The following is a 19,105-nucleotide window of genomic DNA, read 5'->3' as shown; positions in this document are numbered from 1 at the left end:
GGTGCAATTACATCTAGCTTGGTGCATAAATTATTCTTAATTAATTGTAAAAGCTATGTGACTTGAGTAATTTTTTCTGATAAAACAAGGTTTCGCAGCACAGCAAATTGGCTCTGCTCCACACATAATAGGAATGAGGAGTTACTATGTGTTCAATTTTTGGGGTATTAGATATTAAATCTGATCCCACTCAATTGCGTACCCAAGCAATTGAAATGTCAAAGCTGCTTAGACACCGTGGCCCAGATTGGTCTGGTGTATATGCATCTGAAAAAGCTATTTTAGTACATGAGCGTTTAGCTATTGTTGGTGTATCAAGCGGTGCACAGCCTTTATACAATCCTGAAAAAACAAATATTTTAGCTGTTAATGGCGAGATTTATAATCATAAAGAACTTGCAGCAGAGCTAGATGTTGATTTTACTTTTCAAACTCAATCAGACTGTGAAGTTATTTTAGCGCTTTATAAACAAAAAGGGCCTGACTTTTTAGATGATCTAAATGGCATTTTTGCATTTTGTTTATACGATGAAGAAAATGACGCTTACTTAATTGGCCGTGACCATATTGGTATTATCCCGCTTTACACTGGTAACGACGAACACGGTAACTTTTACGTTGCTTCTGAGCTAAAAGCACTTTCTCCAATTTGTAAGCATATTGAAGAATTTCCTCCTGGGCATTACCTGTACAGCAAAGATGGCAAAATGACGCCTTATTACAAACGTGATTGGGAAACATTTGATGCAGTTAAAGATAACAGCGCACAAGCGCAAGACGTTAAAGACGCATTAGAAGCGGCCGTTAAACGCCAGCTAATGTGTGATGTACCATACGGTGTATTACTTTCTGGTGGTTTAGACTCATCAGTTATTTCTGCTATTACTCAGCGTTTTGCTGCAAAACGTATTGAAGATAACGACGAAAGCGATGCATGGTGGCCTAAGCTGCATTCTTTTTCAGTAGGCCTTGAGGGCTCACCTGATTTAGCCGCTGCCCAAAAAGTAGCTGACATGATTGGTACTATTCACCACCCTATCATTTTTACCATTCAAGAAGGTATTGATGCACTGCGTGAAGTGATTTACCACATTGAAACGTATGATGTAACAACGATTCGTGCCTCTACACCTATGTACTTAATGGCTCGCCAAATTAAAGCGATGGGCATTAAAATGGTGTTATCTGGCGAAGGTGCTGATGAGCTATTTGGTGGTTACTTATACTTCCATAAAGCCCCTAACGCACAAGAGTTTCATGAAGAGCTAAACCGTAAAGTATCAAAACTGCATATGTTCGACTGTTTACGTGCTAATAAATCAATGGCGGCATGGGGTGTTGAAGCACGTGTACCGTTCCTTGATAAAGAATTTGTTGATGTTGCTATGCGTATCAACCCTGAAGCCAAAATGTGTAAAGATGGCAAAATTGAAAAACACATTTTACGTGAAGGTTTTGATGGCTACTTGCCTGATGAAGTTTTATGGCGCCAAAAAGAGCAATTTTCAGACGGTGTTGGTTACAGTTGGATTGATACGTTAAAAGAGTTTGTAAATGAGCAAGTGAGCGATCAAGAGCTTGCAAATGCTAAATTTAAATACCCTATTAATACGCCAGATTCAAAAGAAGCTTACTACTACCGTACTATTTTTGAATCGCACTTTCCGGGTGATGCATCAGCTAAATGTGTACCGCATGGTAAATCGGTAGCGTGTTCGACTCCTGAAGCACTTGCATGGGACGCATCGTTCCAAAACAATGCAGATCCATCAGGTCGTGCTGCGGGCGTTCATAACGACGCGTATGCAAGCAAAGGATAACACTCTTTGTTTAACGAAGCGTAAGCCCAAATGGCTTACGCTTCGCTTTATAAAACTCACTTCCACCGAATCTGTTTTTTATTGCCCTGCAAATAACTTAAAAGGCTCTAGTGCTTTAATTGTTATTTATAAAAATGGGTTAACATCAAAAACAATGCAATATATTGCATCACAATCAAACCACCCTGCTACCGTATTTTTAAATCAAAATGAGATGACTAAACGCCATTGTAAAATTCGCTGGTTTAACCAAACAAGTGAAATTAAACGCTGTGGACATGGTACTTTAGCGGCCGCTAATTTTTTAATAAAGTATTTTGGTTATTGCCCTGAAGTATTTACATCAATGAGTCATGAGCGCTTTACTATAAGAGTAAAAAAACAACGCGCCCAGTTGTTACTAAAAAGTATAGAGCCTAAAAAAAGCGAATTAGCTAAAGGTGAGTTAAAAAGTGTGTTTTCATACGCAATAAAAGCAGCCTACAGTACCGGTGATAAAAACGGTTATACGGTTGTATTATTTAATGAAGAATTTGGTAAAGACGATTTAAAAAGCTTACACGTTGATTTTAAAGCTTTGAGTAAACTCCACAAAAATGCAGTAATTGCCCTTAGTATAAAAAGTAAAGACAAGAAAAATGCCATAGCGCATTTTAGATACTTTGCACCCCAGTTTGGAGTAAATGAAGATAGTGCAACGGGCTCTGCAGTATCAGTTATTGCCCCTCTACTATTTAGACTATATGATTTAAATAAAGCTAAGCTTATACAGCAATCAAATAATGGCGCATTGCTAAACTATGAGTTTAACAATGCTAAAGTTGTCATTTATTAAAGATAACTTAAGTAACGTTTATAGTGGTCGTAATAAGCACAATGCAAAATAGTTACTATCGTCTTGCCATGTTTGTTCTAACTTTAAATTAGCTTGCGCTGCAAGTTGCGTAAACGATTCGAGCGTGTACTTGTGAGAGTTTTCTGTATGGATACTTTCACCTTCGTTAAACTCTATTTGCTGATCATTTATAATCACGCTTTGATTACAGTTACTTACTAAATGCATTTCAATACGGCTATGTTGCTCGTTAAAGCGTGACTCGTGACTAAAGTTATTTAAATTAAATGTGCCACTTAGCTCATTATTAATACGTTCCAGTAAATTTTTATTAAATGCAGCGGTGACTTCCGCTTTATCGTTATATGCATCAAGTAACACTTGGCGCTCTTTTACTAAATCAATCCCAATTAATACATAACCATTTACACCACATAAGCGATGAAAATTATTCATAATTTCTATGGCTTTAACTGGGGCAAAATTACCAAGAGTAGAACCTGGAAAATACACCAAATTGGTTTGACTGTCTAAAGCGGTGTCTTTTGTGAGCTGTTTAACCACTTGGCTATGTGTAAAGTCTCCTAGTAATGGCGAAATTGCCAAATCAGGAAATAACGGTGACAAATGTGCAAGTGAATAACTGAGCATCTCCTCAGAAATTTCAAACGGTACGAAGGTTTTTACGTTTGCCATGTGCGCTAATAAATACGCGACCTTTTTACCCGAACCACACCCAGGCTCAATAATAGAGAGGTTTTCAGGTAGCATTTGAGCAATCGACTGCGAATATTGCTCTAAAATAGACAACTCCGTACGTGTAACATAATACTCTTGTAAGGATGTTATTTGCTCGAATAATGCAGCACCTTTATCATCGTAAAAATACTTACACGGAAGCGTTTTTTGTTGTTGAGTTAATCCGCTTATCACATCGTTTAAAAATTCAATGTCGGTTATGTTGCTTTGTTTAATCGCTGTTACTTGGCTCATACTATATCCTTAGCTAGTCTTATCCCGCTGCACATCCACGCTTGATGTGGGTAATAAAAATTTCGGTATGTTTGTCGTAAATGGTTTTGAGGGGTAAACACACACCCGCCCCGTAACACCATTTGGTTATTCATAAATTTACCATTGTATTCCCCTGCTACTCCTTCAATAGGCTTAAAACCGGGGTACGGCAAATATGCACTGTTTGTCCATTGCCAACATGAATCCGTTAACTGGTTTATTTCAGTATCATCTTTTGCTTGTTGTGGTGTTAGGTCGTTATTATTAGTGTCTGTTAAAGGTGTATTTTTAGCTGCATATTCCCATTCGAACTCTGTAGGCAAGCGAGCCTTTACAAAATTAGCATAGGCGCTGGCCTCAAAATAACTAACATGGCTGATGGGAGCACTTAAATTTAAAGGCTGGAATCCATAGTGTGTAAACTCAAACCATTCGTTATTTATGTAATGCCAATATAATGGATGCGTTAAACGAGTGTTTTGAATATGCGCCCAACCGTCGCTTAACCAATATTGTGGATTGCTATATCCACCGGCATTTATAAAGTCTAAATATTCACCATTAGTGACCAATCTATTAGCAAAACTGAATGGATGAATTAGTACTTGGTGTTTGGGGCACTCGTTATCATATGCAAATTCATCTTCGGCATTTGTGCCGATATTAATAATGGCTTTTTCAAAATTGATAAAATTAAGGGGTTTAATATCAGCTGATTTTTTTTGGCTATTTAAAAGCGATGTTTTATATTGAGGAAATAATGGATTTACTGAAAAGTTATATTTGATGTCCATAAGCATTAGTTCTTGATGCTGTTGCTCGTGGTGTAACCCAAGTTCAATAATATCTTTAATGTGCGGGTTAACGTCAGTCTTAAGTAATTCAATCACGCGGCTATCCACATGTTCTCTGTAAGCTAGTACTTCGTCTAAACATGGCCTAGATAAGCTTCCTCTGTTTGCCCGTTTAAATTGCTCTCCAATCCCATTGTAGTAAGAATTAAAAAGCATTTTATAGTGAGGATTAAACACTGCGTACTGTTTACAATGAACACTAAGTAAAAACGTTTCAAAAAACCACGTGGTATGCGCTAAATGCCATTTAGTAGGACTGGCATCAGCCATAGCTTGTAATTGGCAATCTTCTACAGTGAGTGGTTCGATAATGGCTAGGCTTTCGTCTCTAACGCTACAAAAGCGTTTAACAAGTTCGTTTTGATTGGTATCGTTTGTAACGCTTTCACGCATAATAGTATTAATCCTTTGCCTATCTATTTATAAAATATAGCTTAGTGTTGTGTTAAATCATATTCATATTACAACTTGATTAAAGATGCTTATCGGCTTATAAATTTATAATAGCCTTGAAGAGAAATTTGCTCTTTGCTAGCCGGTCTTTGATTATTCTTACGTGCATGCAAGCATGAGAAATAACGCATAAGCTGTTACCGAACCGCTAAGCTATAAAACTAGGAGCGATTAAATTGCGCCTAGATTAAATAAATTTCAATCCTTAAAGACTAACAAGTCCTAATATTTAAGCATTAATTAAGCTACTTAAAAATGATCTTTTTTTACTTAACCAAGTAAATTAATACTTTTAATAGCAAACTAAATTTTAACGTTCACTGAATTTTTAAATTTAGGGCTTTTAAATGAAAAAATCATGAATTTGGCCATATAAACAGCGTTTTAAATACAAATTCATTTACATTTAATATTTAACTCATACACTACTAGCTGTATGATCACGCTTCAAATTAGTTAGTCTTCAAATAATTACGGTATTACTTTTTACTTAATATTTAAAGACTAATGTAATTCGATATGACGCCGAATTTATTTTGGCTTGTTAGGACAACTAAAGAGGTATTGCATGAAGGAAAATCATGACAAATATAGTATTGACAACACGGATTACACCGTAGGTCAGGACAACGTACAAAAGTGGGGGTTTGATATTCACAACCCTGTTTTTGGAACTAGTGCGGGCCTGATTGTCATCTTTTTAATCGCCATACTTGTTACCGACCCACAAGCTGCAAAAACAGCGCTTGATAGTATCAAGACCGATATTATTAATAATTTTGATGCCCTATTTATGTGGGCTGCTAACTTCTTTGTACTCTTTTGTTTAGCACTTATTGTTTCTCCTTACGGTAATATTCGCCTTGGTGGTGATGACGCTAAACCTTCTCACTCTCGCGTTTCATGGCTTGCTATGTTATTTGCTGCCGGTATGGGTATAGGCCTTATGTTTTGGGGCGTTGCTGAACCAGTTGCTTACTTTACTGGTTGGTACGAAACCCCGCTTAATGTAGCCGCTAATACACCAGAAGCTGCAAAATTAGCAATGGGCGCAACTATGTTTCATTGGGGTCTTCACCCTTGGGCTATTTACGCTGTTGTTGGTTTATCTCTTGCGTTTTTTACATACAACAAAGGTTTACCTCTTTCAATTCGTTCTATTTTTTATCCTATATTAGGTGATAGAGCTTGGGGTTGGCCTGGTCATATCATTGATATCTTAGCTGTACTTGCTACGTTATTTGGCCTTGCAACATCTTTAGGTTTAGGTGCGCAACAAGCTTCTGCTGGTATTAACCATGTATTTGGTACAGAAGGTGGTGTTGGCTCTCAAATATTAGTAATAGTGGGCGTAACACTACTAGCTATAATTTCTGTTGTGCGCGGAATTGATGGCGGCGTAAAACTTTTAAGTAACATTAATATGCTAATTGCTTTTGCTTTATTAGTGTTTGTTTGCTTAGTAGGTTTTGCTGTTGCTATGGGTAACGTACCCACTACCGTGATGGGCTATGTAGAAAATATTATTCCATTGAGTAATCCTCACGGTCGTGAAGACGAAACATGGATGCATGGTTGGACTGTGTTTTACTGGGCTTGGTGGATTTCCTGGTCGCCGTTTGTAGGTATGTTTATCGCGCGTGTATCACGTGGTCGTACAATTCGTGAATTCTTAATTGCAGTTTTACTTATTCCTACTCTAGTTACCGTTTTATGGATGTCTATTTACGGTGGTATTGCGATTGATCAAGTAGTTAATGGTGTTGGTGCGTTAGGCACTAATGGTTTAACTGATGTACCTTTAGCTATGTTCCAAATGCTTGATGAATTACCTTTATCTAATATTTTATCGTTTATTGCAATTTTATTAGTGTTGGTATTTTTCATTACGTCATCTGACTCTGGTTCATTAGTAATTGATTCAATTACAGCTGGCGGTAAAATTGATGCACCGGTACCACAACGTATATTTTGGGCATCGGTTGAGGGCGCAATTGCAGCTGCTTTACTTTGGATTGGTGGCACACAAGCAATTGAAGCACTACAAGCAGGCGCTGTCTCTACAGGCTTGCCATTTACTATTGTATTATTATTTATGTGTTTAAGTTTAGTTTTAGGTTTACGAACTGAGCCTCGCCCAGTTAAGTAATACTTTTAGTGAGTAATACTTTTAGTGAGTAATACTTTTAATTAGTAACGAAAGCGCCGCAATTTTTGCGGCGTTTTTTTGTTTGGTCATTAAAAGCTAGAGCCACAGCTCTGAGATTGGAGTATCTACACGATAATGATAACTCAGCTGCGCTTGTAAAAGTTCTGCTGTAGCAAGTGCATCCGTTAACGCATTGTGATTTTGATATGCTGGTAGGGAATAACGCGCACGGCAATCTGTTAGCCTAAGAGAACCTAATTTTGTGTTAAACAACCGCCCTAATAACCCCTGCCTTGCTTTTAGTGCTCTTTTTTCTATTTCCATTGTATCAACAAGTGCAAACTCAATACCTTCTTTAAGCCTTAACAATAACGCATTATTTAAAAAGTGACGTTCTATTGCTGCATAATGCACCACGACAACTTTACCACTGAGCGCTTCAAGTAAAGGCTCTATAATTTGATTAAAGTCGGGGGCGTCGTCCACCTCAGAGTGCGTTATTCCATGTATTAAAATAGACTCTTCATGAAGGTTTCGCCTAGGCTGCACCACCCAATGCCGACTGTGCTTACAATAAATGCGCTCTAAATTGAACGGCACTAAACCAACACTCACTATATCGTCGTTTTGGCTATTTAAGCCTGTTGTTTCAAAATCCATTGCTACAAAAGGCACGTCTTTTATTGCAGCTTTGTCTTGATTATAAGCAGCCGCATAAAAGTGTTTTAGGAGTTTATTTTTGGTGCTATTGGCAAGCTCGTTATACCTAGCTTGCCAATCAATTGCTTTATGATTACGCGGATTCATAGGCTACTTCACACCAGAGTTTGCTGTGTAGCTAAATTTTAAATAGCTTTGTGCTTTTTCTAAAATGGCGAACGCCTCTTTTAAGTTTCGTTGCTCGAACGGAGAAAGTAAATGTGGATCTAAGTCGTTATCGGGCTCTTCGCCCTTCTCTATTTGCCACGCTTGATGGCGAATTCGCATCATGGCAATATACTCAAGTGCATCACGTAAATCTTGCGCTTTACCCTGTGGTAAAAGTTTCGCTTCAATAATATCTTCTAGTCGTTCAAACGAATTTTGTTTACGTGAACCAATAGCCAATGCGTGCACGCGAATAACATCAGAAAGAGGTGCAGTCCCTCTTCGCTTTAAGTTCATTGAACGCTTATGTTGGCCATTATGCTCCATAACAAAGCCTTTAAAGAAACCTAGTGGAGGTGTTCTATTTCTAGCATTTGCTGCCATATTAGCTAAAAATACGCGATTTACTTTACTTTGTTTTGCTATAAATATTTTAAGCTCGTCGGCCCACTTGGTTTTACCCCACACACCGTCTAAGTCAAAAAATATAGAACTATTAAGCAATGCTTGTGGTTTTGGCTGCGCGATCCAATCTGCAAATTGATCGAACCACTGTGAGCGAGTTTTACGCCATTTTTTAAACGACGCCATAATTTCTCCATCACAGTAGGTGTAACCACACTGCGCTAAACCATCACACACAAAATCGGCAATATTTTGAAAATACGCGTTATGTTTTTCGTCGTCATAACTGTCATCTAAAATAAGCGCGTTGTCTTGATCGGTTACAATAAGTTGCTCGTCTCGAGCCATTGAGCCCAGAGCAATAAAACAGTAAGGCACAGGAGGTGGTCCAAACTTTTCTTCTGCTAATACAAGTAGTCTTTGTTTAAATGTACGCCCTATAACAGCCATGGCTGTACCAACCATGTGTGAGTTTGCATCTTCATTCACCATACGAACAAACACATTGGGCAATTGGCGTGCATAATGCGCCAAATCCTCTATTGTTTGTTGAGCCAGTATGCCACGTACAAGTAATAAGCTGCTTTGGGATTCATAACGCAAAATATCAGAGAGGGAGATAACGCCTATTGGGCGTCTTTTTTGTACTACTGGCAAATGATGTAAGTTATCTCTAAGCATGGCCAATACAGCTTCGAAAATATAGTCATTAGCATCTAATAGTACTAAATTAGTGGACATAATGTCTTTTGCTTGCGTGTTAAAGGCAAGCCCTTTAGCCACTACTTTAGTGCGTAAATCCCTATCGGTTATTATACCAACTACTTGTCCATCATCTTCTTCTGGGTCATCATTTATGGGTTTATTTACATCGGTTACCAACACTGATGATACCGCCTCTTCGGTCATTAATTTAGCGATATCTTGTATCGTAGAGGTTGCATCTACGGTAACTACATCTCTGTGAATTAATGATTTTACCTTCGCGGTTGTCAGGTCATTGCCATCGGCTTGCTCGACAATAGCTTGATGCAAACGCACGTTACCGTCTGTTTCGAAGTAATCAGCAAATGCATCAAACTCATCACAGTAACAATTAAAGAGCTCGACATTTATGCAATAAACTAACGTATCTTCCAGAGCAGTTGCAGGAAAACGTACCTTACGGTTCATCAATAAACCCATTTGACCAAATATACCTGCGGTAGCCAAACGATTGTACAGCTCGCCATTTCGGCGATACATTTCTACAGAACCACTTCTAATTACATACAAATCAGAAATGTCTTGTCCAAAACTCAAGATATCTGTTTTTGCTCTAAAATAAGCCACTTCTACTTGTTGAGCTAGCTCATTAAGCGCTTTTTGAGGTAAGTCATCAAAAGGAGGATGTTGTGCTAAAAATTGTGCGATTTCAACTTGTTCGGCTTGCATAAATCCCTTCCTGTATGCGCATTAAAATGACTAAATCTATTTTGCAGATTAACACTATCATCGGGGTGTGAAAACAATTACTGTACAAATTTAGGCACAAAAAAAGAGCCTAAATAGACTAATGCCAGTCAGTTAAGCTGACTGGCATCTTTCTTTTTATGGGGATACTTAGATGGTTTTGGCTTAACCCATCGGGCTGAGGGATCCCCACTTTATCCAGCGGCCTCTTTTTCGTAATTCAAAATAAAGTTTTTTAAACTTTTTTCTATATAGCTTTGTGTAATACGTCTCTTACATAGCTTTATGACTTGCTTGGCTAAGGTTAAAAATGAAAGAACTCGGCGATTCTTAACGCTATTTGCTTGAAATTTTATATGCCACTTTCTTTTTTCTGCTTCACACCCTATAAACCATAACGCAGTGCTCGCTATTGTCGCTATCAAGCATAATATTCCTATTCTATTTATGCCGGTGCTTTTACTAAAACGCCACGAAAAACCATATCTCAAACTTTTGTCATCGCGGAAATTTTGCTCTATTTGCATTCTTTTACTATATAAACCAACTACTCGCTTACTCGTCATTGTATTGTCTGATGTCGCGAGTAACCATGGCTCTTTAGCTAAGTTTTGATACATTTTTGTATCTTTCGTAAATCTGCTTTTTCCTTTTCTTCCTTTATTTTTTCCATGATATACGTGTAAAAATGCATCGCATGCTGTCGGGCTGGACTGAGTTAGTCGTGCTTGACCTAACGCCTTAGGTATATCGCTGGCACCAGCCCTAAGTTGTTTTAATGTATGCCATTGTGATTGCATGGCTAGTTTACACTTCATTGAGCCTCTTAATCGACCTATCATATGCCAACCAAGTTCGCGTACTTTACTATACCAAGGCGTAAGAAAGCCGCCGTCTGTTACAATATAGACACTAGGATGTCGTCCAAGCACTTCATAAAGTTCATCTAAAAACAGGCTGTTGGTTGCTGGGCTATCAAAATCCTTCTGCTCAACAATCATGTTATAAATCACGATAGAGCGCCCATCCACAAGTAAGCTTGCTCGCAGTAAGTGATAGTCGTGACCACAGGCACCGCTCCAGTCAACGGCAATTGCAAGCATGGGTAAAGAGTCAATAATAGGATGAGCTAATGCTTCATAGATAGCGACCCTTTCATTGTAGAGGTGAGTATTTTTTAAGAAGCGATCAACGCGTTTTATTTTATGTTTTACATCCACAGCGCCAGACAAATTTCTGCCGATTTCAGTTAAGGTAAGTTTATTGCCCGAAATTAATGCATTACTGCAGCTTAGTAATGTTTTTACTCTGGCATTATTGAATGGCGCTAATGCATGTTTAAAGTACTTATGGCAAACTGATGTCTCAGGCATAGCAGTTGTGACTTATGTGGGTTGTGGTGATTTACATAAGATCATAAATTGCTGTGCCTGTCACGTTTTGGGGATTCGTCAGCCCATCGGGGATATCTTCTATCCTCTCGTCTAGCTGGAAGCTTAAATAAGACCAGTGTATTGAGTAAGTGCTGCCAGTGTATTGGAATGTTCCCTGGACTCATTATAGATACTGACGAGAAATACTGAATGACAGCCATCGAACTGCTAGAGAAACTAAGCTGGTTAGGCCATATCCCTGTAACTGTCGCCGCCATCGTCATTATTCTTCGTATTAAATTATAGGCGAGTAACACGCCCCATAGCTCCTGACGCACCATGTCTGGACGCTTACTTCTTAAATGGTATGCGCTATCAAGCATGGTTTGTTTGATTTCTCTAAACCCAAGTTCTATCTCCCAACGATGACAATATAATTCAACAATTTCATTACCTGGATAACGCAATCTATCCGTCATCGAGGTTAATATACGGTAGCTTTTGCCCTTTATTGTTTTGCTGATTAATCTCGCTTTAATCGTTTCAGGAACATCGGGAAAGTTTTTTTGTGCATGCTTTGTGGTTTTCAATTCAATGATATGGTCATTTTTACCCGCGCTGGAGATGATTTCATACTGTAAGTCGGGCCTTGCTGGTATCAACCAGTGCCTCATCTCCCCAGTTTGGTGCCAAAGGTTTAACAGGCCTAAAGAATAATATCCTTTATCAAACATAGTCAGTGAATTATCTGGTGTACGTTCAATTAAACGCTCAGCTAATTTCATCTCGTTGGTTTTATAGTTATCAAACTCGCTACTGAGAAGTTGATGGCTGGTCAATTCCATATGACAGACCATGCGTATTTGAGGAAAGGCTGTATCACCGTATTGGTTGCTACCTGAAGAGAAGGCTTTACGATTATCAGGCGTGTCGGCTGTTCGCCACACAACACCGTCAACAGCTAATAGGTTCAAACCATTCCATGTTTCGAATGACTGTTGCTTATACATTGATTGAGCAGATTTATTGAAAACGTGTTTAACGGAATCATCACCTAACCTTTGTCTCGCCTGTACCATCGCACTTGGAGCAACGAGTTGGTTCTTGCCAGGTAACATGATATCTAGCTTATTAGCGATATTCCAAACTGATTCTTTTCGAAACAATGCCATGCCAATAACTGACCACAAAACGGCTTCAAGCGGTAATCTTCGCTTACGAACGGTTGCAATCCCTGCTTGTTGAAAACCTTGTTCAATGATTTCAGGGTCAAGAATTTCTGATAATTTTTCAAAGGTATGGTATCGGCTGCTTTCTTCAAGTGTTGCTTGCAGTGCTTGTTCTATATTCACAAAAAATCCGTAGTTAGTTTCCTAACTACGGATTTTGCATGATCGTTTGGATCGGTCAACCGGTCATTTTCTTAACTGATCGGCATTAGCCTAAATAGACTCTTTAAATGTAATACTTATTGTATAAATTTATTTACCGCGCTGAGCGTCTTTTTGGGCTTTTTTAGCTTCTTTACGTTGCTGTAAAACAGCTTGTGCTTCATTACCAATATGGCCTTCACCACGCGCTTGCGCTAATTCTATTTGCTTTTGGCGCTCTGCAAAACGTGCGCGTTGTTCATCCGTAACTTCTTCAATACAATGATGACAAGAGACGCCCTCCATGTATTCAGGCTTTAACTTTTCGTCTTCTGTAATTGGCATACGACACGCGTGGCATTGATCATAAGAGCCTTTTTGTAGGTCGTGATCAACCGCAACGCGATTATCAAATACAAAACACTCGCCTTCCCACATGGTTTCTTCTTTTGGCACTTCTTCTAGGTATTTTAAGATACCGCCTTCAAGGTGATAGACTTCATCAAAACCTTGCTCTTTCATGTAGGCTGTCGATTTTTCGCAGCGGATACCACCTGTACAAAACATCGCCACTTTTTTGTGTTTTTCAGGGTCTAAGTTTTCTTTTGCCCACTGTGGAAATTCACGGAACGTTTTGGTATTTGGATCGACCGCATTTTGAAATGTACCAATTTCAATTTCGTAATCATTACGTGTATCAATTAAAATTACTTCAGGGTCAGATATAAGTGCGTTCCACTCATTTGGTTTAACATAGCTACCCACAACTTTAAGCGGATCTACGCCTTCAACGCCCATTGTTACAATTTCTTTTTTTAGTTTTACTTTAGTGCGGTAAAACGGACATTCATCGTCGTAAGATTCTTTTGTAACGATGTTTTTTAAATTTGGTTGCTCATCTAGCCATGCTAATAAGTTGTCTATCCCTTCACGTTTTGCAGAAACAGTGCCGTTTATACCTTCGGCAGCGAGCAATAAAGTACCGCGTACTTCATTTGCTTCCATCACTTCTAGTAATGGCTTACGGATAGCTTCAAATTCAGGTAAACCTACAAACTTATACAGCGCACATACTACAAAGTGATCGCCCGTTACATTATCTTTATGAACAACAGTCATTATATTTCCTATTTTGCCTTGTTAGCCAATATTGGCGTTTACCGAATCGTAAATCCGGCGCATATGGGGCGCGTATTTTACGCTTTTTTAGTTTAATTGCAAAAAATAGCGCTATAGATTGGTTTTTACTGTTAGCGACCTAGCTGTGTAAGCTATAATGCGCTAATAAATTTATAGAGTTAATTTGCTCATTTTGGAGAAACACACATTGCAGTTTACTGATCTTGGGATTGATACACGCCTTGAAACACAATTAGCACATCAAGGGATCACCCAGCCCACCGATATTCAAGCGCATGCAGTGCCTACCGCACTTGCAGGGCATGACATTTTCGCTCAGTCTAAAACTGGGTCGGGCAAAACCTTGGCGTTTTTATTACCTGCTGTACAAAGGGTTATGAAACAAAAAGCACTCAGCAAACGCGATCCCCGTGTACTTATTGTTGCTCCTACGCGTGAGCTTGCTACGCAAGTATTTACTCAGCTGCGTTTATTAATTGCTGGCACAGCGATTAAGGCAGTTAAAATACTTGGCGGCGAAAACTTTAATGACCAAATAAAAGCACTTAGAAACGACCCACAATTCGTAGTTGCTACACCTGGGCGTTTAGCTGATCACATAACAAAACGCTCATTGCAATTGAGTGGACTAGAACTGCTTATTTTTGATGAAGCCGATCGTATTTTAGATTTAGGCTTTACCGAGCAGTTAAAAATGATTAACGAGCAAGCTAATCACCGATTACGCCAAACGTTATTGTTTTCTGCAACACTTGACCATGCACAAGTAGATGCACTATCACGTAACCTATTAAAAAAACCAAAGCAAATTACGCTAAGTGCAGCAAATGAGCAACATAGTGATATTAAACAAACGTTATACCTTGCCGATCACCTTGATCATAAAGAAGCGTTATTAGAGCATTTTTTAAACCAAGATGATGTTGGTCAATGTATTATCTTCACAGCAACGCGTTCTGACACGAGCCGTTTGAGTGAAGCCCTTAATGCTAAAGGCTTCCAATCTGTAGCGCTTGCTGGTGATTTAACGCAAAACAAACGTTTAGATATCATGGATTCGTTTAGTCGCGAAAACTTTAAAATATTGATTACCACCGACGTTGCATCTCGTGGTTTAGATTTGTTAAGCGTAACGCACGTTATTAACTTTGATTTACCAAAACACGCTGAAGAGTATGTACACCGCATAGGTCGTACAGGACGTGCTGGCTTTAAAGGAAATGCAATTTCATTAGTTGGCCCAAAAGATTGGGCAAGTTATTTAGCTATTAAAGCATTTTTAAATGACGAATTAAAATTTGCGAGCGTAGAGAGCTTAAAAGCTAAGTTTAAAGGCTTAAAAGAGAAAAAGCCTGAGGCAACGTGGGATAAATCTAAAGAAAAATCCGCCGCTGTTAAAAAGCCTGTATTTAAACGCAAAACCAAAGCTAAAAAGCCAACAGCACCTATTAAAGCACCAATGAACATTGATGGCGATACACCAATGCGCCGTAAAAAAAAGACTGAGCAGGAATAATTATGAGTTACCTAGGAACCACACAAACATTATTTGTAAAAGAAGTGAGTAACGAAGGTGCTTACTTAGACGGTCATGATTTAGGTGAAGTGTTTTTACCAAAACAAGAAATTAAACATGAGCTTGAAGCGGGCGATAGCATTAGTGTATTTATCTTTTTAGACAATGCTAATTTAGCCACAGCAACAATAAAGAAACCACATGCTCAAGTTGGCGAGTATGCCCTACTACGCGTTAAAGAAATAAATAGTATTGGGGCATTTTTAGATTGGGGGCTTGAGAAAGATGTGCTTGCACCTTTTAATGAACAAAAGCCACGCATGCAAGAAGGCCATTCTTATTTAGTACGCCTGTACCTTGATAATGCAAGCCAACGTATTTGTGCCTCAAACAATTTTAATCGTTTCTTATCAAAAGATGAGCCGCAATATACTCACTTACAAGAAGTGGATTTAATTGTTGCTGGCAAAACAGATATTGGCTACAAAGTATTAATTGAAGAGTCGCACTTCGGTGTTGTTTTTTACAATATGGTATTTAAAAGCTTATTTGTGGGTCAAAAGCTTAAAGGCTATATTCAAAAAGTACGTGACGACGGAAAAATTGATGTTGTACTAGAAAAGCCAGGTATGGGAAAAGTAAGTGACCTTGGTGAAACTATTATGCAAAAGCTTAAAAACGAAGGCGGTGCTATTCCACTTGGTGATAAGTCTGATCCTGAAGCAATAAAAAAGATGTTTTCTACAAGTAAGGCTAATTATAAAAAAGCAATTGGTGGCTTATTTAAACAAGAGTTAATAGATATTGAAGCGAAATCCATTCGCTTAAGATCTTAATTATAATTGGCTGTAATTACTAATAATACCTGTTTGTAATTAACCTAAAATATATTTATAAGGCAATGTACATTGCGTATATTGCCTTGAATAATCAAGCACTTCAACTTCCGACTCAAGATTGAGCGGCGCCAAACGAAAAACCTTTTTTTCACATTCTGTTTTTTTATCATCAAGCTTTGATATACATTCACTAACGCTTACATGCTGAGATATGAGTGTATCTTCATTTTTGTAACACAGATGATGAGCATAATCTTGCATTGTTTTTTTAAAATCAAACATATCGACTGGGTACGTTGGAATTATATCTGTAACGGTTGTTACACCATCGTATGCTTTATTAGAAAAAACGTACTTATTTACTGAAAAACCCGCAATAACAATTACTATAGAACCAAAAAATAACTTAAAAACAAACCCCTACTTCATTTTGATTTTATTAATGTAACATAAAACTCACATAAGGTAAGGGGTTTTAGCACTATATGACTGCTTAATGTTAAATTAAGCTATAGAGTTATTAACATCACTAAGCACTTTTACAGGATTATCTGCTTGAGTAATCGGTCTGCCTATAACTAAATAGTCACTTCCTGAATCTATAGCTTGCTTAGGAGTCATTATACGCTTTTGATCACCCGCATCACTCCCTTCAGGGCGTATACCAGGCGTAACAAGCTTAAAGCTATCACCTAACTCTGTTTTTAAAGCTTTTGCTTCTTGTGCAGAGCACACAACACCATCAAGCCCAGCTTCCTTTGCAAGCTTAGCTAAATAGATAACTTGCTCTTGAGCTGATTTATCAACACCTAAACGCTTAAGTTCTGTTTCATCCATACTTGTTAATACAGTAACAGCGATAAGTAATGGCGCTTTGTCACCAAATTGCTCTAGAGCCGATTTAGCTTTGCTCATCATTTCAAAGCCACCAGAAGCATGAACGTTTACCATCCACACCCCCATTTTAGCAGCTGCAGTAACCGCTTTAGCTACTGTATTAGGAATATCATGAAACTTTAAATCTAAGAAAACATCAAAACCTAAATCAATTAACTCTTTAACAAATACAGGTCCAAAATAGGTAAACATTTCTTTGCCGACCTTGAGACGGCAAGTATCAGGAGAAAGTTGTTTAACAAAGTTTAAAGCAACTTCTTGATCATCGTAATCTAATGCAATAAGAATTTTTTTTGAGTGTTCGAAAGACATAACTATCCTAGTGAATGGCAGTAAAGTTATTAATTATGGGGTTATTAAAATCCGTCTAAGCCTCGACTTGGAACAATGGTTTCCCAATGCTTACAAGAAGGGCAGTTCCAATATATGGTGTAGCTTGTAAAACCACAATGCTGGCATTGAAAATCTGGTTTTGTAGCAATATAAGAGGTTACAAGCTTATCAATTTCGTTAAGTACTTCTTTAGTATTTTTATTTTGGTCACCCATTAATTGCAGTAAAAAACTAAAACCACGAATAGTAGGTTGACGTTTTAAGCTATCAGTTAAAAATTCAAAGGCTTGCTTGGTGTGACCTTGCTCAAGTAATGCTTGGCAATGCTTTATTTTAATTAATACACCGCCCTTCTCTAACAAGTCACTGACTAACTCGTGAAATTGATGCGTCAAATTCAATTGTTTATAACTGTGTGCAAGCTCATCAATAAACAACGGAGCAAACAAGGTAAATTGAGAGACAAGTTCACGCCAGTAATAAATAGCTTTAACGTAATCTTCTTTTGCGTAAGCAACTAACCCTAACTCGTAAAGCGGACGCACGGCTTTATAATTTAAGCTAATCGCTTTTCTCATTAGTTGGGGTGTATTGTCACTTAAAGCTGACTCACAATAAAAATTAGCAATTGCTTTAAATTGCTGTTCTTTTGAAAATAGTTCGCTATGGGCTTCAAACATGTTGATGCCTTTTTCCCACTCACGGGTTTGCGAATATAAAGTGATAATAGGGTCCAGCGCTTCTACATGCCCTGCTTTAACTAACCAAACTAAGTGCTCTTCCGCACTATCTAGTAGTCCGGCCATTATATAATCTTCGGCTAGTTCTAAACGGCTAGTTGCAGCTTGTTGTTCATTTAAGCTTGGGTGTTTTAATAGAAGTTCATGAATTTTTATTGCGCGGTCTAATTCACCTCTACGGCGAAACATGGTGGCAAGTGTAGAATAGTGTTCAACCGAGTCGGCTGAAACTTCAAGTAAGTTGATTAAATGCTCTAAGCCTTGATCTTCTTCTCTATCGAGTAGAAATTTTAAGCCTTTGCTATATTCAGAAGTGATCTGACGATTAAGTTGATGAGCTTGGTTTTTAGCACTGTTTTTACCCATAATCCAACCGTAACCAGCGGCAACAGGTAATAGTAAAAACAAAAGCTCAATCATAGTTAGGTGTCTTTATTCGCGGCAAGCTTTTTTTTATCTTTTTCAGGCGCTAATTTCTTTTTTAAGCGGTAGTTTTGCCACTTTAATTGCGAAAACAATTTAAAGCTAATAAAACAACCAATCAAAACACCTAATAAAAAGCAGATACTTATTATTACAGCTAAAGGTAGTGTATTACTGGCTATAATGTAATTTACTTGTACTAACTGTGGGTTTTGTGACCCTAATACAAATGCACTGATAAGGCATAGTGCAACCAGAATAATTTTTAATACCTTGAACAAGTAACTACTCCACTAAGTTAACTAGGCAATGCTTTCATTCACGCGGTCGCGCAATTCTTTGCCTGGTTTAAAATGAGGTACATGCTTTCCTTCAAGCTCAACTGTATCGCCAGTCTTAGGATTACGACCTGTGCGAGGAGCGCGGAAATGCAAAGAGAAACTACCAAAACCTCTGATCTCAATACGATCTGAAGTAGATAATGAGCCGGCCATTTGTTCAAGAATTTCTTTTACAGCATTCTCAACATCTTTCACTGGAACGTGTGCGTGTTGTTCCGCAAGTATTTCTATCAATTCTGACTTAGTCATAGCGTTTCCTTAAAAAGAGATATAGGAAGGGCAAA

General features: G+C 38.2%; 17 protein-coding genes. 5 read left to right on the top strand and 12 right to left on the bottom strand.

Annotation, left to right across the window (positions count from 1 at the left end):
• Window positions 1-146 precede the first annotated feature (146 nt).
• Both asnB and RB214_RS08105 read left to right on the top strand, forming a co-directional pair.
• Window positions 147-1,820 carry an asparagine synthase B gene (asnB, locus tag RB214_RS08110; protein ID WP_309168817.1) on the top strand — a complete coding sequence of 558 codons (1,674 nt, stop codon included), beginning with the start codon at window positions 147-149 and terminating at the stop codon, window positions 1,818-1,820.
• Entirely contained in the window at window positions 1,804-2,655 is an 852-nt protein-coding gene (locus RB214_RS08105) for a PhzF family phenazine biosynthesis protein (RefSeq protein WP_309168816.1), read from the top strand. The genes asnB and RB214_RS08105 overlap by 17 nt, the downstream gene beginning before the upstream one ends.
• An 18-nt stretch (window positions 2,656-2,673) precedes the next feature.
• Here the strand turns inward: RB214_RS08105 and egtD are convergent, their stop codons facing one another.
• On the bottom strand, window positions 2,674-3,648 hold the full coding sequence (gene egtD / locus RB214_RS08100) for an L-histidine N(alpha)-methyltransferase (RefSeq protein ID WP_309168814.1): 975 nt from the start codon (window positions 3,646-3,648) through the stop codon (window positions 2,674-2,676).
• Window positions 3,645-4,916, bottom strand: coding sequence for an ergothioneine biosynthesis protein EgtB (egtB, locus tag RB214_RS08095; protein ID WP_309168812.1), 1,272 nt, complete (start codon window positions 4,914-4,916; stop codon window positions 3,645-3,647). The genes egtD and egtB overlap by 4 nt, the downstream gene beginning before the upstream one ends.
• Window positions 4,917-5,544: 628 nt before the next feature.
• Between egtB and RB214_RS08090 the strand changes: the two genes are divergently transcribed.
• Window positions 5,545-7,125 (top strand): BCCT family transporter, encoded by a 1,581-nt coding sequence (locus tag RB214_RS08090; protein WP_309168809.1) that lies wholly within the window; start codon window positions 5,545-5,547, stop codon window positions 7,123-7,125.
• 96 nt (window positions 7,126-7,221) lie between these two features.
• Here the strand turns inward: RB214_RS08090 and RB214_RS08085 are convergent, their stop codons facing one another.
• The 5 genes from RB214_RS08085 to RB214_RS08065 all read right to left on the bottom strand — a co-directional run bounded on the left by RB214_RS08085 (window position 7,222) and on the right by RB214_RS08065 (window position 13,711).
• The gene (locus RB214_RS08085; RefSeq protein WP_309168808.1) at window positions 7,222-7,932 is read right to left on the bottom strand and encodes a 3'-5' exonuclease; all 711 of its coding nucleotides are present in this window, start codon (window positions 7,930-7,932) and stop codon (window positions 7,222-7,224) included.
• A 3-nt stretch (window positions 7,933-7,935) separates the two neighbouring features.
• Complete coding sequence (locus tag RB214_RS08080; RefSeq protein ID WP_182675597.1) at window positions 7,936-9,831, bottom strand: DUF294 nucleotidyltransferase-like domain-containing protein; 1,896 nt, start codon at window positions 9,829-9,831, stop codon at window positions 7,936-7,938.
• Between the two features lie 212 nt (window positions 9,832-10,043).
• Window positions 10,044-11,222 (bottom strand): IS4 family transposase, encoded by a 1,179-nt coding sequence (locus RB214_RS08075; RefSeq protein WP_165745053.1) that lies wholly within the window; start codon window positions 11,220-11,222, stop codon window positions 10,044-10,046.
• Between the two features lie 41 nt (window positions 11,223-11,263).
• Window positions 11,264-12,574: an IS4 family transposase gene (locus RB214_RS08070; protein ID WP_309168806.1), complete on the bottom strand. Its 1,311-nt coding sequence runs from the start codon at window positions 12,572-12,574 to the stop codon at window positions 11,264-11,266.
• Window positions 12,575-12,703: 129 nt separating this feature from the next.
• Window positions 12,704-13,711: a rhodanese-related sulfurtransferase gene (locus tag RB214_RS08065; RefSeq protein WP_002961191.1), complete on the bottom strand. Its 1,008-nt coding sequence runs from the start codon at window positions 13,709-13,711 to the stop codon at window positions 12,704-12,706.
• Between the two features lie 208 nt (window positions 13,712-13,919).
• Here RB214_RS08065 and RB214_RS08060 point away from each other — a divergent pair, with 208 nt between their 5' ends.
• A complete protein-coding gene (locus tag RB214_RS08060) occupies window positions 13,920-15,248 on the top strand; it encodes a DEAD/DEAH box helicase (protein ID WP_309168804.1) in 1,329 nt (442 codons plus the stop codon).
• A 2-nt stretch (window positions 15,249-15,250) separates the two neighbouring features.
• Complete coding sequence (locus RB214_RS08055; RefSeq protein WP_309168802.1) at window positions 15,251-16,084, top strand: S1-like domain-containing RNA-binding protein; 834 nt, start codon at window positions 15,251-15,253, stop codon at window positions 16,082-16,084.
• Window positions 16,085-16,123: 39 nt separating this feature from the next.
• Here RB214_RS08055 and RB214_RS08050 read toward each other — a convergent pair whose 3' ends face one another.
• From RB214_RS08050 to ihfB, 5 genes are all read right to left on the bottom strand, one after another.
• Complete coding sequence (locus RB214_RS08050; RefSeq protein WP_309168981.1) at window positions 16,124-16,477, bottom strand: hypothetical protein; 354 nt, start codon at window positions 16,475-16,477, stop codon at window positions 16,124-16,126.
• 114 nt (window positions 16,478-16,591) lie between these two features.
• Window positions 16,592-17,296 (bottom strand): orotidine-5'-phosphate decarboxylase, encoded by a 705-nt coding sequence (pyrF, locus tag RB214_RS08045; protein WP_309168800.1) that lies wholly within the window; start codon window positions 17,294-17,296, stop codon window positions 16,592-16,594.
• Between the two features lie 44 nt (window positions 17,297-17,340).
• Window positions 17,341-18,477, bottom strand: a complete 1,137-nt coding sequence (lapB, locus tag RB214_RS08040) for a lipopolysaccharide assembly protein LapB (protein WP_002961182.1) — start codon at window positions 18,475-18,477, stop codon at window positions 17,341-17,343.
• Window positions 18,478-18,479: 2 nt separating this feature from the next.
• Window positions 18,480-18,761, bottom strand: a complete 282-nt coding sequence (locus RB214_RS08035; protein ID WP_002961180.1) for a lipopolysaccharide assembly protein LapA domain-containing protein — start codon at window positions 18,759-18,761, stop codon at window positions 18,480-18,482.
• Between the two features lie 21 nt (window positions 18,762-18,782).
• Entirely contained in the window at window positions 18,783-19,070 is a 288-nt protein-coding gene (ihfB, locus tag RB214_RS08030; RefSeq protein ID WP_002961178.1) for an integration host factor subunit beta, read from the bottom strand.
• Window positions 19,071-19,105: the final 35 nt, after the last annotated feature.

The organism is Pseudoalteromonas sp. HL-AS1, assembly GCF_031198785.1.
GTDB lineage: Bacteria > Pseudomonadota > Gammaproteobacteria > Enterobacterales > Alteromonadaceae > Pseudoalteromonas > Pseudoalteromonas distincta.
The sequence above is the reverse complement of the archived record's forward strand: the minus strand, read 5'-3'. Positions and strand labels throughout refer to the sequence as shown.

Excerpts from the sequence above, each read along its gene's own strand:
- asnB (WP_309168817.1), top strand. The coding sequence starts at position 147 with ATGTGTTCAATTTTTGGGGTATTAGATATTAAATCTGATCCCACTCAA.
- RB214_RS08105 (WP_309168816.1), top strand. The coding sequence starts at position 1,804 with ATGCAAGCAAAGGATAACACTCTTTGTTTAACGAAGCGTAAGCCCAAA.
- egtD (WP_309168814.1), bottom strand. The coding sequence starts at position 3,648 with ATGAGCCAAGTAACAGCGATTAAACAAAGCAACATAACCGACATTGAA.
- egtB (WP_309168812.1), bottom strand. The coding sequence starts at position 4,916 with ATGCGTGAAAGCGTTACAAACGATACCAATCAAAACGAACTTGTTAAA.
- RB214_RS08090 (WP_309168809.1), top strand. The coding sequence starts at position 5,545 with ATGAAGGAAAATCATGACAAATATAGTATTGACAACACGGATTACACC.
- RB214_RS08085 (WP_309168808.1), bottom strand. The coding sequence starts at position 7,932 with ATGAATCCGCGTAATCATAAAGCAATTGATTGGCAAGCTAGGTATAAC.
- RB214_RS08080 (WP_182675597.1), bottom strand. The coding sequence starts at position 9,831 with ATGCAAGCCGAACAAGTTGAAATCGCACAATTTTTAGCACAACATCCT.
- RB214_RS08075 (WP_165745053.1), bottom strand. The coding sequence starts at position 11,222 with ATGCCTGAGACATCAGTTTGCCATAAGTACTTTAAACATGCATTAGCG.
- RB214_RS08065 (WP_002961191.1), bottom strand. The coding sequence starts at position 13,711 with ATGACTGTTGTTCATAAAGATAATGTAACGGGCGATCACTTTGTAGTA.
- RB214_RS08055 (WP_309168802.1), top strand. The coding sequence starts at position 15,251 with ATGAGTTACCTAGGAACCACACAAACATTATTTGTAAAAGAAGTGAGT.
- pyrF (WP_309168800.1), bottom strand. The coding sequence starts at position 17,296 with ATGTCTTTCGAACACTCAAAAAAAATTCTTATTGCATTAGATTACGAT.
- lapB (WP_002961182.1), bottom strand. The coding sequence starts at position 18,477 with ATGATTGAGCTTTTGTTTTTACTATTACCTGTTGCCGCTGGTTACGGT.
- ihfB (WP_002961178.1), bottom strand. The coding sequence starts at position 19,070 with ATGACTAAGTCAGAATTGATAGAAATACTTGCGGAACAACACGCACAC.